Here is a 13,971-nt window from a genome sequence, read left to right on the forward strand (position 1 = left end):
AACTTGAGTTACAAGCTATGTGACTCTTGTTTAGTATTATTTGGATAACTTTTTTATTTGATACTATGTTGTCGAAATAAAAAGATATAATAAAGAACTATAGGGAGAATATGAAATGGATATAAAATCTTGGAATAAAGATATAAAACAATTGAGGGAGATAATTCTTAAACGAGATAATATTGAAGAAAGTATAAAGTTATGTTTGGAATTACATTCAATGGTTCATTCATCCAATATGTCAGGAATAGATAAGAAAACATTTGAAGATGAATTATGGGAAGGATTAGATGAAAATACATTTAGAACTTCCACAAATGAAAAAGGGCGAACTATAGCATATGGCATATGGCATTCTTCAAGAATAGAAGATATAACAATGAATATATTAGTTGCTGGAAGTGAACAAGTTTTTAATGTGGAAGATTGGAAAGAAAAAATAAATTCCAAAATAATTGATACAGGAAATGCAATGACAGGAGAAGATATAATGGAATTCAGTAAACATATTAATATGGAGGAATTAAAAAATTATAGAGTAGCTGTAGGAAGAAGAACAATAGAAATTATAAAAAGTCTTAAACCAGCTGATATGAAAAGAAAAATTGAAAAAGATAGATTGAATCGTGTTTTGGAAGAAGGTGCAGTTTTAGATGTTGAAGGAGCAAATTGGTTAATAGATTTCTGGGGAAGAAAAAATGTAGCAGGGATAATATTGATGCCAGCTACAAGACATCATGTAGTTCATATAAATGAATCATTAAGTGCAAAAAAGAAAAATAGACCAAGAGAAAAGTAAGAGTCTAGATATGAGGCATGTTATGTTTATATGAGTGGCTAATTAATGTCTTGATGGTATCAATATTATTTGAAGTTTTTTTAAAAGTAAAGATGAAATTTGAAAACTTTACAATTGGTAGAGTTTGTAATAATAAATGCAAAGGTTAAGGTATAATAGGAGTGAATAAAACTATGGAAATTAAAGAGGTAAAGATTGAAATCTATATTCCAGAAGAATATATCATAGACCTAAGAGATGAGCTGAATAGAGCAAATGCCTGTAGAGTAGGAAATTATGATAATTGTATGTCTGTAACTAATGTTAAGGGATATTGGAGACCCTTAGAAGGAACTAATCCTTATAATGGTCAGGTTGGAGAGATCTGTGAAGGTGAGGAGTGCAAGGTTGAAGTAAGGTGTAAAATGGAATATGTTAAAAATGCAATTGAAGCTATTAAGAAAATTCATCCATATGAAGAGCCATTATTCAATATAATCCCAATCATAAATGATTTATTTGAATTATAAAAGTGAATTTTTATAGAAATAGGGCACATGGAAATCAAAAGAAAGTTCACATTAAAAAAGCGTGTAATCAAAAGAAAGATTACATGCTTTTTTAAAAATGATATTTTCCAAAATATTAATGAGAAAAAGAAGGGATTTAATAAATTTTATAGAATAAATAGTTATGTATAAGTTTTATTATAAAATTAAGAAATCTTAAATAGCATATATATGATATTTAAGATTCTCTTAGTTTTTAATGGGATTAGCTTTTTTTGTTAGAAAAATATAGAGTAAAAAGAAGATAAAGGAGTTAATAGAGATGAAGTTTATGTTAAAAAAGAGTTTGGTAAAGAACATAGAAGTCTTTCCAAACTGGGAGGTTCAAGAATTAATCTTAGAAGATTCAGAGTTAATTGAAACTCTAAGACAATGTTTACCAAATATTATGGAGGGAATTTTAGATCCAGATATTGCAGGTAAAAAACCAGATGGATTTTTGAATGCTCTACAGAGTGGTAGATTAGGTGATTTTCCACAGAGATATATTCTTACAGCGTATGATAATAATAAAGTTATTGGCTTATTAGTAGGTTTACCGGAGGGAAATGAGAATTTACATATTTATTCAATGGGAGTTCTAAGGGACTATCGTAATATGGGGGTTGGATCTACTTTATTAGCAAAGTGTATAAATGATATGATCAAAAGAAATATAAATGAGGTTGTATTGGATGTTCATAGCGATAATATACCTGCTTATAATTTATATAAAAAACTTGGCTTTTTATAAGAAACTTTTTGTAAAGCCTTTATAGAAAGGAAGAGAGAAATGATAAAAATTAGATATGCAGAAGCTAAAGATATTGAAGACATGATAGATGTAAACTTAAAAACATGGAGGACTACCTATGCCAGCATTATAGATGAAGATTATTTATTGGAAAGGGAAAAGGAAAAGGAAAGAGAAAATAGAGTAAAAAGAGACAAAGATAATTTTGGTAGACTTGAGGTAGAAGGCAGAAAATTCTATAAATGTGTAGCAATAGATAATGAAAAAGTTATAGGCACAGCAACTTATGGCAAGTGTAGACAAGAAGATAGATATGGTTTAACAAATGCTGGGGAAATCTATGCTATTTATATATTAAAGGAATATCAACAGAGGGGTATAGGTAAGAAATTAATAAATTTTGCAGTAAATGATTTGATTAATGAAAATTATGGTAAGGTTGTAATATGGGCGTTAAAAGATAATCCTAATGTGAAATTTTATAAAAAAATAGGTGGAAATAGTAAATTAACAAGAAATATACAAATTGGTAAGCAAACACTAGAAGAAATAGGGTTTGTTTATGATGATATAGATGAACTCTTAAATAGTACCAAAGATATGTCTATGATGCTATAAATATGCTAGCTAAAAACAAGTCAAGAATAACAGACAAAAATAAGCAACTAATACATTCAGATTTGGGTGCCGACAACTTTATTTTTAAAGATGATATTAATATTGAAAAAGATGCTTTCTACTTATTACTATTAAATGCAGCATTATATAGAATGGTAGGACCTTTGATAGATAAATTAAATAGGAATATTAAAGACTACAAAGGGTTAAAAAAGCGATTTTTTATTTTAAAAGAAGTGTTAAATTTGAATCAATAGCTTGTTAAACTAGATTTATAAGTTTTGTGAGTGTTGTAGGCAATAAGAATTAACTTTACAAGATATTACATTAAGACGAAATACTATTAAAAAAATTAGGTTGTTATTTTAAGTAAGACTTATATGGAAGGATAGGAAGATAAGAACATTTTATAACAATATATTTACCTCAAGCATTAGTTATGTTCTTGTATTTATAGATTAATGATTATTAAGTAAAATTATTTATAAAAAAACCATATGCTTTGAGCTGAAAGGGGTTTTAGAGTGGAAGTAATCGAAATGATTTATAAGAGAAGAAGTATAAGACACTATTTAGACAAGAAAGTTGAAAAAGATATGATTATAACTTTGTTGAAAGCTGCTACAGCAGCACCTACAGCGGCAAATTGTCAACCATGGGAGTTTATAGTTGTTGATGATGATGAAAAACTTTCTGAATTAAGAGATAAATTGATTTTTGCTAGATACAATGCACCTGTTGCTATTGTTGTATGTGGGAATATGAAATTAGCTTTTAAAGGTCCGTCTCAAGAAATGTGGGTGCAAGATTGCAGTGCTGCAATAGAAAATATTTTAATCGCAGCGACTAGTATGGGACTTGGATCAGTCTGGATAGGAATATATCCTTTGGAAAGCAATATAAGACCATTAAAGAAGATACTTAATATACCTGGGTATGTTACTCCTTTAGGTATTGTTTATGTTGGATATCCTGCAGAAGAGAAAGAGGCAAGAACACGATTTAATGAAAAAAGAGTATATTGGCAGGAATACGAACCTAACCGCAAGCATAGAACAAAGGATAAGTCGGTTATAGGACATTACTAGAGTACTACCTTTAAGCAAGTTAAACTAATAAACTTCACTAGAAGATTAGTTGACTTTTCAAGGATTATAGATTTATGTTTAACCCAAATATTAAATATGACATACTGTCGTCATATTAAGAATGGCATTATAGATATAAAAGGATTATGGGGTGATATAGATGGCAATTTTTAAATTTTATCAAATATTTCGCAGTATAAAGGAAGAATTGGGATATGATATGGCAATTAAGATATTTCCTGAATACTTGACACTTCCAGATAAAATGCCTGCACAGGAACAAGCAAAATTAGGGAAAATAGTCATGGATAGAATGGACGAGCTACTTGATAGAGATACAATTATTAAAATAAGACAAAAATATACGTGTAATTTAACCAAAAAACAGGCTCAAGAAATCAATGAGTTGAAAGAGAGAAGCCAAAGTCTTGATGAATTTTGCGTAGAGTACTCAAAACTACTTTCTCCAGGATATGTAAAAAAAGACGAGGATCTGCTTATTGTTTCTTTTGGATGGAATAAATGCGTATGTGGAATGTTTAGAAAATTAGATAGTTATGAATCTATGTCAAAAACATGGTGTGAATGTTGTAATGGTCATGTAATAAAAACATTTAATTTTATTTGTGGCAAAGCGGTTGAGTCAGAAATTCAAGAAACTGTGGCATGTGGTGGAAAAGATTGCATTTTCAAAGTAAGGATTTAGAATGTTAATAAATAATGTAATTAGTAGATTTGTGATGGTGAATTGCTCTGGATTAATGTATATGATATGAATTTAACTGAAGATATAAAGAGATTAATTTTAATTAAAAAGAAGCCAAAAAGAAAGGTGTAAGATTATCTATGGAAGAAATAACAATGTGTGGATATAAGTGTGATTTATGTAAGGCTTTTGCCCCTAATATAATAAATAAAGATGAAAGAGAAATCTTAAGTAATATGTGGAAAAAATATTATGATCTTGATATACCACCAGAAGAAATATACTGTGATGGATGTAGATGTAATAAAGAAAATGCCAAGCGTATAGATGATGATTGTCCTGTTCGTAAATGTGTAATAGATAAGAAAATTGATAATTGTGGAGAATGCATTGATTTTCCGTGTACAGTTTTTAATGAAAGAAGAGGACTGTCTTTTCAAGAGGCCAAAGAAAAGCTAGGAAGTAATTTTTGTGCTGATGAATATAATAGTAATTTATTAGCTTATGACAATTTCACTAGGCTAAAGGAATACATAAAGAAAAATTAGGACTTTATAGCCTGTGGGTTTTGAAGGTGTAGATTCCTAGATGTAAATGTTTCAAATTTTTAGAATTAAGATTTCTGGTATGGAGGGATAAGTTTTGTCAAATGATACTCTAATTATAAGCAAGGGCTCACTTCATAAGGGACAATTAAAAGGAAAGGTTGCACTTATTACTGGTGCAGGCGGTGGAATAGGATTTGAGGCCGCCCGTTCTCTAATTTGGCTTGGTGTGAAGGTTATTATTGGTGATATAGATAAAAACAAAGGTAGATTGGCAGAGAAAAAACTAAAATCAGAGTTTGGATCAAATTGTTGTATTTTTATTCATACAGATATAGGTTGTGAAAGAAAAGTAAAAAAACTATCACAAAAAATATATGCAGAATTTGAAAAGTTAGATATTCTCATAAATAACGCAACAGTCGCTCCCATAGGTGCAGTGCATAAGATCGGAATTGAAAACTGGGATTTAAGCTATAGAACAAATCTGAGGGGTCCAGTACTTCTTATTGAATATTTTTTGCCTAAGATGCTAGAACAAAAGTCAGGAGTTCTAGCTTTCGTTCCTTCTTCAGGTGCCGCGCCTTATATGGGTGCATATGAGGTCTTTAAAACATCACAAGTAGAGTTATCAAATACTTTAACTGGAGAGCTAGATGGTACAGGAATTATTACATACTCCATAGGGCCTGGTATGGTTAAAACAGATACCGCACATAAAGCTATAACTGAAATAGCTCCATTGTATGGTAAAACTGTAGATGAGTTTTATAAAATGAATGAATATGTATTGCTAAGTGTGGAAGAAGCTGGAGCAGGTTTTGCTGCATCTGTAGCAAATGCTAACATTTATAATGGGTTGGAGATAAGCTCAATTCAAGCTCTAATGGATATTGGAGTGTCAATTAATGAGCCGAAAGAAAATAATAGAATCATACTTTCTGATGATGAAAAAGGTAAAGTATTAGAAATTATGACTGAGATTTTACAGACTTTTTTAGAACAAGTTGACGGTTGGCAAGACAGACCTGTATTTGAGCGTCAATGGGTACTTCGAGATTTTAAAAAGTATACAGGTGCAGCTCCGGAGTATTTTTCTGATAGATTAAGTGAATTCAAAAAAGGAATTACTAACAATGATTTGACTAAAGGAGATTTTAAAGAATTACCAGTTGAAAAGCTAAGAGTATATTATGAACATCAAATAGATTTGTTGAAAGGATATGAAAAGAATCCAGATAGAGTAAAAGAATACTATGATATTATATCAAGCTGGATTAATACCATTGAAAAATTTAATGAGTTTAGGAGGAAAATATAGTATGTAGAAATTATCAAAGGAAACTTTTAATGAAATTTAATGGGTTATGGATATAATACTGGTATTATAATACCAGTATTATTTTTAACCTTTACCTATTGGAATTAATTTTAATTTATTTTAAATATACTATATATTCTGGAAATTATAGGCAATCTATGATAAGATGATAATAAAATTACCAAAAATCAGGGGGGATATATCATGAACAAAAAAAGGTTTCTATCAATTGCATTAATTTTAGTAATCCTATTAAGTAGTTTTCAATTGGGATTTGCAGTAGACTTAGGTAATCTAACTCAGTATGAAATGAACATTATTTTAAATACTGAGGATCATATTGTAGAGGGAGAGCAGAAAGTTATTTTTACTAATAATTATAATACAGACTTAAATAGTCTAGTGTTTCATCTTTATCCCAATTCTTATGAATCCTATGAGACATTACCAGCTATAGGTGGTATGTATCTAATGGAAGGGGAAGAAATGCCTAAGTTAACCGAGGAACAGAAGGGTAATATTAAGATAAAACAGGTTTATATTAATGATAAAGAAACTAAATATACAGATGAGAATCAAATACTAAAAATAAATATGGAAGAACCATTAAAAAAGGGTGATAAGGTAGAAGTGAAAATTGGATTCACTGTAAAAATTCCCGAGGGACATCATCGCCTACATCATTTAGAAGGAGTTTATTCCTTGACAAATTGGTATCCGATCCTATCTGTCTATAATGACAAGGATAAGAAATGGGATGAAAATCCATTCCATACCATAGGAGAGTCCAACTATAGTGATATTTCAAATTATGATGTAGAGCTTACTGTACCTAAGAGGATGGTAGCAGCGCCAACAGGAACCATAATAGAGGAGAAAGAAAATGGTGAAAATAAGACTATAGTTATAAGAGCTGAAAAGGTTAGAGATTTTGTTGTTTTTATGAGTGATAAATATAAAGTAGAGACTAAGGAAGTAGATGGAATTAAAGTCAGTAACTACCATATCTTAGAGGAGGGCAAAAAAGATAGTAAGACTGCAGATATATTATTAGATGAAGTAGTTAAGACCGTAAGGTTTATGAATAAAACCATAGGGAAGTACCCTTATGATGAACTGAGGATAGCAGAAACATATTTAGGTGGGGGAGCTATGGAATACCCTCAAGCAATACAAATGGGAAGATACTGGGATATGGAAGATATTAATATAGAAGAAAGTGCTTCATTTCTAATAGAAGCAGCAGTTCATGAAACTATTCATCAATGGTGGTATGTAGCAGTTGGAAATAATGAATTTGAGGAGCCTTTTTTAGATGAATCATTAACAGTATTTACTACTGCTTACTACTTTGAAAAAGAATATGGAAAAAATCATCAAAACGGAATTGATTCTGCTATACGAAATTCAATATATCCATCAACTTTATTACCGTTAAATAGTAATGTAGACCAGTTTAAGGATTGGGGAGATTATGGAGAAGCTATATATAGAAGGGGACCTGCCTTCTTTGAATCTCTCAAACAAAAAGTAGGAGAAGAAAAATTTATAAAAATATTAAGGACTTATTATGAAAGAAATGAGTTCAAAAATGCAACCATAGAGGGATTATTAAATATAATAGAAGAAGTGGCAGGGAAAGATATAAAGATTTCTATGGAGTCTGCAGTAACACAACCCAACTATTATCCGGAGGATATTGAATTAACACAAGAGGAACGAGATGTTTATTATCTAAATCAGGAGAAGCGTTATTTGAAGGAATCAGAAAAAAGAAATGGATTGATCATAGGCAGTATAGCTCTTAGAGCCTTAGAAGGGGAAGATGTAATAATAGTAAAACCAGAATATTTAAGTGAAGAAGATCTAACTAAATTCGAGCAGTTTACCCAAATGTTAATAAAGGATGGCACAGGTAGATTTGACTTACAAATGAAGGTTAAAGAAGAAAAAGATATAACTGAAACAGATAAAAAGGGTAATTTAATTTTAATTGGATATCCAAATAAGCATAGTGTGATTAAAGAAATGAGCTCTGAATTACCTATAAAGTTAGATGGAGAAACCATTGATATAGAAGGGATATCCATTAAAAATGAAAATATTACAGGAACTTTTATAGCTGAAAATCCTAACAATCGAGAAAAATTAGTACAGGTAATATTCTTGTATGAGAATACTGCTGTAGAAAAAAATAATATAAATAATGGGATAGAAGTAAGAGAAGGTTATATTATATACGATATTTCAATTTATAAATATAATCCAATGTACAGCCATGATAAGCAGTTTATAATAGATACAAAAGATATAGAGATCCAAGGAAAATATAAATCAAGTAAATAATTTCTATAATACAAATTTATTAATAGAGGCAAGTTTACCTTGCCTCTATTTCTTTAAAATGCTGGAACTACAGCACCATCATAATTTTCTTCTATATATTTTTTTACCTTTTCAGACTGTAATGCTTTCAATAATTTAACGAATTTATCTTGTGTTTCTTCTCCAGTTCTTACGGCTATAAGATTAGCATAAGGTGATTCTCCGCCTTCAATCAAAAGACCATCTTTTACAGGATTAAGTCCTCCCTCAAGGCATAGTTACCGTTAATTATAGCGCCATCAACATCATCTAAAGTTGTTGGAAGGAAAGCAGCTTCAAGAGCCTTAAATTTAATGTTTTTAGGATTATCTACTATATCAGTCTTTTCGTTAGCTGCATATCCAACATCATCTTTTAGTTTGATTAATCCATTAGCTTCGAGTAAAAGTAAAGCTCTACCACCATTTACTGTATCATTTGGTATAGCTATTACAGCACCATCTGGTATTTCATCTATAGATTTATATTTAGAAGAGTATAATGCCATTGGCTCTACATGAATTTTTCCTAAAGAGACTAAGTCTAAGTTTTGTTTTGCTTTAAAATCATTGAAATAAGGTTCATGCTGAAAGAAATTAGCATCTATATCTCCATCATTAAGAGATAGGTTTGGCGTTACATAGTCTGCTGCGAATTCAATTATTTCAATTTCAATTCCTTCTTTTTTCAGATCATCTACAACTAAACTAACTAATTTAGCATGTGGATCTGGAGATACACCTATTTTAATTTTGTTCGTTTCGGAAGGCTTAGAGCTACAGCCTGCTAAAACTGATAATGATAATACGACAATTAATACAAGTGATAATAATTTTTTCAATTTAATTCCCCCATTTATTTTATTTATTTTTATTTATTTTTAAAGAAATATAGTTACCTAAAAGTTGTACTCCTTGAACTAAAATTATAATGACTACAAGGGCTACAAACATTACATCTTTTTGCCATTTATATAGTCCAAAACGAATAGCTAGATCACCTAATCCACCACCTCCTATAGCACCTGCCATGGCCGAATATCCAATTAGATTTATTATAGTTAAGGTTACTCCAGACACTATAGAAGGAAGTGACTCTGGAATAAGAACCCTTCCAACAATTTGTTGAACTGTAGCCCCCATAGCGAGACTAGATTCAATTACGCCCCTGTCGATTTCCTTTAAACTCCCTTCCATAACTCTAGCTACGAAAGGAGCTGCAGCTAAGGACAAAGGTACTATAGCTGCTGTTGTACCTATTTTTGTACCTACTATAAGCTTTGAGATAGGAAATGCTAAAATCATTAAGATAATAAAGGGGATAGATCTCATTACATTTATAATACTTCCTAAAATCTTGTTAAATGTAGGTTTTTCCCATATATTGTCTTTTTCAGTAATTACCAATAGAATTCCTAGTGGAAATCCTAGCAATAATGAAAATACTGTTGAGAAAAATACCATATATAGAGTTTCTAATAAAGAAGGTATAACTAACTCAGCCATTATATCACCTCCACGTGAACATCTTCATTCTCTAAAAATGAAAGAGCTTTATCTATTTCTTCATCTTCTCCAATTAATTCTAATATTAGATGGCCTACACTAGTGGATTGCAATTTGTTGATATTTCCTGATAATATATTCACATCAATATTAAAATTTCTTATTACTTTAGATACAATTGGTTTTTTAGCACTATCTCCTAAAAAACTTAATCTAATAAGCTTTCCCTTAAAATCATTTGGATTTATAATTTCTTCTTCTATATTTCCTTGTAAAGAACTGATGAAGGCTTGGGCAATCTTTGTCTTAGGTTCTCTAAAGAGATTTTCTACAGTATTTTCTTCTACAACTTGTCCATCTTCCATAATAGCAACTCTATCGCATATTTCCTTTACTACTTCCATCTGATGGGTTATCATCACTATGGTTATATTTAACTCATCTCTTATTTTTTTTAGTAATTCTAATATAGACTTTGTAGTCTTCGGGTCCAATGCAGAGGTTCCCTCATCACTAAGAAGTATTTTAGGATTATTAGCAATAGCCCTTGCGATAGCTACTCTTTGTTTTTGGCCTCCGCTTAGTTGACTAGGATAGCTGTTTTTTTTATCTTTTAAATCTACATATTCTAAAAGCTCATTAACTCTATTATGAATTTTTTCAGCATCCATTTTTTCTAATTGCAGTGGAAAGGCTATATTTTCATAAACAGTTTTTTGGGATAATAGATTAAAATGTTGAAATATCATACCTATTTCTTTTCGCTCTTTTCTTAAGCTTTCCTTGTCAAGTGCTGTTAAATCTATTCCATCAATAAATATTTTTCCTTTTGTTGGTTCCTCAAGTCTATTTAAACATCTGATTAAAGTGGATTTTCCAGCGCCACTTAATCCAATAATCCCAAAAATCTCTCCTTTCTTTATATTCAGGTTTACATTGTTTACTGCTGTTAATTTCTCTTTGTCACTAAAAAATATTTTAGATAAATTATCGATTTTAATCATTTAATATATTCACCCCTTAAATTACTAAAACAAAAACCTCTTTTTAAAGAGGCTTAAATAAAAAAACCTCTTCAGAAGAAAGAGGTCTACATTCCTCTCTCATCTTTCGGTACAAATACCGTTGGATTTAGCACCTTGTAATAATACAGGTTGCCGGGCTTCATAGGGCCATTCCCTCCGCCACTCTCGATAAGAGTTATATTCAGTTGATTTTAAAGTTCATTTTAATACTATTTTTTAATTTTGTCAACTATAAATTTAAAAAAATTTTACTTTTGCCTTTTTTTATAATTCATCGTACCATTCTAAATCATCAAAATTAGTAAAAAAGGATTGTGGATATAAAAATATATCATTGGAAAAGCCTACATAAGCATCTGGTCTTCTAGAATCCAAATTTTCATAGCTTGTAAAATCTGTGTTTTGAAGATTTTCACTTTGGTAATATATGTCGAATTCAGGATTGTTTTTTATACTAGGGATTCTTTCCATTTTTACACCTCCTGAATTTAGTTTTTCCTATTTATTTAATTATATTTAAGAATCTTTTGGAAGAATAAAAAAAATATTTTAACAAACAATAAAGGAGAACAAAAAAATTGAAAGGAGTGTATTTATGGCACTTAAAAATACTGTAAATTTAAATAGTGTAACTCAACAAGAACTTAACTGTGTAAAGGAAATTGCTGGTGGTCATTTAACTATGAGCAGTAAGTTTGGAACTTATGCAAATCAAGTTCAAGATCCACAATTAAAGCAAATGCTTCAGCAAGCAAGTACAGACGCAAAAACTACTGCTACTAACCTAATTAATTCATTATAAGAGGAGGGAAAATAAATGATGCAAGAAAGAGATATTGTAAATGATATTTTAGCAGGGGCTAAAGCCAGTATAAATACTTATACAACGGCTATAATGGAATGTTCAAATCAACAATTAAGATCAACCCTACAAACATTAAGAAATGAAGCAGAACAAATGCAATACCAATTATACCAAATAGCCGAGCAAAAAGGATATTATAAGCCAGCGCCGCCAGCTAATAAAAATGACGTAAATCAAATAAAGAACACATTAACATCAGCTGCTAATAGTACAACTACAACAAATACAAATCAGCAAATGCAATAGTAAGTATTGAGAACTCCAAATTGAGGAGTTCTCAATTTTTAAATAAAAATTTTTAATTACAACTAGGACAAAATTTATAGACATTTTATTTTTAATATGCTATTATATTATAGATATAAATACCTTTAATCTAATCCAGAGAGGTTAGGAAGGAGAGCGTAGATAAATATTTATGGTATACTTGTGCCTTCCTATTTGGAAGGTTTTTTCGAACGCTAATCCTTTAAAAGGCTACTAAGTTAAAGGAGGAATTAAAATGTTAAAAGGAAGACATCTAATTGATCCACAGGATTTTACTGTGGAAGAGCTAGAAGAGATATTTCAATTAGCAGAAGAAATTATTGAGAAACCAGAAGACTTTACCCATATTTGTGATGGAAAAGTTTTAGGGACATTATTTTTCGAACCTAGTACTAGAACTAGGTTAAGTTTTGAAGCTGCAATGCTTAGGCTAGGAGGAAAAATAGTAGGTTTTTCAGAGCCAGGTTCAAGCTCTGTAACTAAAGGAGAGAATTTACCTGATACCATAAGAACGGTTGCAGCGTACACAGATATTATTGCTATGCGTCACCCAAAGGAAGGGGCACCAAAATACGGTTCACAGTTTTGTGATATTCCTCTAATAAATGCAGGTGATGGCGGCCACCAGCACCCAACTCAAACACTTACAGACCTTTTGACTATTAGAGTTGCAAAAGGTAACTTTTCTAATTTAACCATAGGACTATGTGGAGATCTTAAATTTGGTCGTACAGTTCATTCTCTAATAAAAGCAATGTCAAGATATGATAATATTAGATTTATATTGATATCCCCTAATGAATTACAAACTCCTGAATATATTAAGACTGAGATTCTAGATAAAAAGGCTCTAGATTATTTAGAGGTAGAAAGACTTGAAGAAGTTATTGATCAGTTGGATATACTATATATGACTAGAGTACAAAAAGAACGTTTCTTCAATGAGGCTGATTATATAAGGCTAAAAGACAGCTATATATTGGATAATGTCAAGTTAAAATCAGCTAAGTCAAATTTAACAATTCTTCATCCTCTTCCAAGAGTAAATGAAATAAGCATGGAAGTAGATAATGACCCTAGAGCTTGGTATTTTAGACAAGCAAAATATGGAATGTTTGTTAGAATGGCTTTAATTGCTAAATTATTGGGGGTGAAATAATGTTAAATATTAATAGTATTACAAAAGGCATTGTTATAGATCATATTAAGCCAGGATATGGATTTTTTATATTTAAACATTTAAAACTAGATGAGGCTGATTTTACTGTGGCTCTTATAATGAATGCTGCTAGTAAGAAGCATGGACGTAAAGATATGATTAAAATTGAAAATGTTATAGATATAGATTTAGCAATGCTAGGATTTATTGATCCAAATATTACAGTAAACATTATTGAAAATGAAAGAATTACAGAAAAAATCAATTTATCATTGCCAGATAGAGTAGAAGGAATTATTGAATGCAAGAACCCTAGATGTATAACCTCTAATGAAAGAGGAATAGTTCATAGATTTGTTTTAATCGATGAAGATAAGGGAAGATATAAATGTCAATATTGTGACCAGATATATTCTTGGGAGGGATAG

17 protein-coding genes, 1 pseudogene and 1 riboswitch are annotated in these 13,971 nt (G+C 30.4%); of the genes and pseudogenes, 14 read left to right on the forward strand and 4 right to left on the reverse strand.

Features of this window, described 5'->3' with window-relative positions:
• Positions 1–115 precede the first annotated feature (115 nt).
• The 10 genes from CIW83_RS02230 (at position 116) to CIW83_RS02275 (ending at position 8,704) form a co-directional block, all read left to right on the forward strand.
• Positions 116–799, forward strand: coding sequence for a hypothetical protein (locus CIW83_RS02230; protein ID WP_094899054.1), 684 nt, complete (start codon positions 116–118; stop codon positions 797–799).
• A 173-nt stretch (positions 800–972) separates the two neighbouring features.
• Positions 973–1,308 (forward strand): divalent cation tolerance protein CutA, encoded by a 336-nt coding sequence (locus CIW83_RS02235; protein ID WP_094899055.1) that lies wholly within the window; start codon positions 973–975, stop codon positions 1,306–1,308.
• A gap of 301 nt (positions 1,309–1,609) precedes the next feature.
• On the forward strand, positions 1,610–2,080 hold the full coding sequence (locus CIW83_RS02240) for a GNAT family N-acetyltransferase (protein ID WP_094899057.1): 471 nt from the start codon (positions 1,610–1,612) through the stop codon (positions 2,078–2,080).
• 39 nt (positions 2,081–2,119) lie between these two features.
• Positions 2,120–2,698: a GNAT family N-acetyltransferase gene (locus tag CIW83_RS02245; protein ID WP_094899058.1), complete on the forward strand. Its 579-nt coding sequence runs from the start codon at positions 2,120–2,122 to the stop codon at positions 2,696–2,698.
• 2 nt (positions 2,699–2,700) lie between these two features.
• Entirely contained in the window at positions 2,701–2,955 is a 255-nt protein-coding gene (locus CIW83_RS02250; RefSeq protein ID WP_094899060.1) for a hypothetical protein, read from the forward strand.
• A gap of 267 nt (positions 2,956–3,222) precedes the next feature.
• Positions 3,223–3,786 (forward strand): nitroreductase family protein, encoded by a 564-nt coding sequence (locus CIW83_RS02255; RefSeq protein WP_094899061.1) that lies wholly within the window; start codon positions 3,223–3,225, stop codon positions 3,784–3,786.
• A 160-nt stretch (positions 3,787–3,946) separates the two neighbouring features.
• Positions 3,947–4,492: a DUF6144 family protein gene (locus CIW83_RS02260; RefSeq protein WP_094899063.1), complete on the forward strand. Its 546-nt coding sequence runs from the start codon at positions 3,947–3,949 to the stop codon at positions 4,490–4,492.
• A gap of 140 nt (positions 4,493–4,632) precedes the next feature.
• The gene (locus tag CIW83_RS02265) at positions 4,633–5,040 is read left to right on the forward strand and encodes a DUF3795 domain-containing protein (protein ID WP_094899064.1); all 408 of its coding nucleotides are present in this window, start codon (positions 4,633–4,635) and stop codon (positions 5,038–5,040) included.
• A gap of 94 nt (positions 5,041–5,134) precedes the next feature.
• A complete protein-coding gene (locus CIW83_RS02270; RefSeq protein ID WP_094899066.1) occupies positions 5,135–6,358 on the forward strand; it encodes an SDR family NAD(P)-dependent oxidoreductase in 1,224 nt (407 codons plus the stop codon).
• Between the two features lie 204 nt (positions 6,359–6,562).
• The gene (locus CIW83_RS02275) at positions 6,563–8,704 is read left to right on the forward strand and encodes a M1 family metallopeptidase (RefSeq protein WP_094899068.1); all 2,142 of its coding nucleotides are present in this window, start codon (positions 6,563–6,565) and stop codon (positions 8,702–8,704) included.
• Positions 8,705–8,757: 53 nt separating this feature from the next.
• On the opposite strand, the pseudogene CIW83_RS02280 reads toward CIW83_RS02275, so the two are convergent.
• From CIW83_RS02280 to CIW83_RS02295, 4 genes and pseudogenes are all read right to left on the reverse strand, one after another.
• Positions 8,758–9,563 (reverse strand): annotated as a pseudogene (locus CIW83_RS02280) (MetQ/NlpA family ABC transporter substrate-binding protein).
• Positions 9,564–9,582: 19 nt separating this feature from the next.
• Positions 9,583–10,227 carry a methionine ABC transporter permease gene (locus CIW83_RS02285; RefSeq protein WP_094899069.1) on the reverse strand — a complete coding sequence of 215 codons (645 nt, stop codon included), beginning with the start codon at positions 10,225–10,227 and terminating at the stop codon, positions 9,583–9,585.
• Positions 10,227–11,231, reverse strand: a complete 1,005-nt coding sequence (locus CIW83_RS02290) for a methionine ABC transporter ATP-binding protein (protein ID WP_094899071.1) — start codon at positions 11,229–11,231, stop codon at positions 10,227–10,229. Before CIW83_RS02290 ends, CIW83_RS02285 begins: the two co-directional genes overlap by 1 nt.
• A gap of 96 nt (positions 11,232–11,327) precedes the next feature.
• Positions 11,328–11,427, reverse strand: a riboswitch (SAM riboswitch).
• 89 nt (positions 11,428–11,516) lie between these two features.
• Positions 11,517–11,723 (reverse strand): hypothetical protein, encoded by a 207-nt coding sequence (locus CIW83_RS02295; RefSeq protein WP_094899072.1) that lies wholly within the window; start codon positions 11,721–11,723, stop codon positions 11,517–11,519.
• A gap of 124 nt (positions 11,724–11,847) precedes the next feature.
• Here CIW83_RS02295 and CIW83_RS02300 point away from each other — a divergent pair, with 124 nt between their 5' ends.
• From CIW83_RS02300 to CIW83_RS02315, 4 genes are all read left to right on the forward strand, one after another.
• The gene (locus tag CIW83_RS02300) at positions 11,848–12,054 is read left to right on the forward strand and encodes a hypothetical protein (RefSeq protein ID WP_235601199.1); all 207 of its coding nucleotides are present in this window, start codon (positions 11,848–11,850) and stop codon (positions 12,052–12,054) included.
• 15 nt (positions 12,055–12,069) lie between these two features.
• Positions 12,070–12,363, forward strand: coding sequence for a spore coat protein (locus tag CIW83_RS02305; RefSeq protein WP_235601200.1), 294 nt, complete (start codon positions 12,070–12,072; stop codon positions 12,361–12,363).
• A gap of 256 nt (positions 12,364–12,619) precedes the next feature.
• Complete coding sequence (gene pyrB, locus CIW83_RS02310) at positions 12,620–13,543, forward strand: aspartate carbamoyltransferase (RefSeq protein ID WP_094899075.1); 924 nt, start codon at positions 12,620–12,622, stop codon at positions 13,541–13,543.
• The gene (locus CIW83_RS02315; protein WP_094899077.1) at positions 13,543–13,971 is read left to right on the forward strand and encodes an aspartate carbamoyltransferase regulatory subunit; all 429 of its coding nucleotides are present in this window, start codon (positions 13,543–13,545) and stop codon (positions 13,969–13,971) included. Before pyrB ends, CIW83_RS02315 begins: the two co-directional genes overlap by 1 nt.

The organism is Tissierella sp. P1 (assembly GCF_002266425.1).
In the GTDB taxonomy this organism is placed as follows: domain Bacteria; phylum Bacillota; class Clostridia; order Tissierellales; family Tissierellaceae; genus Tissierella; species Tissierella carlieri.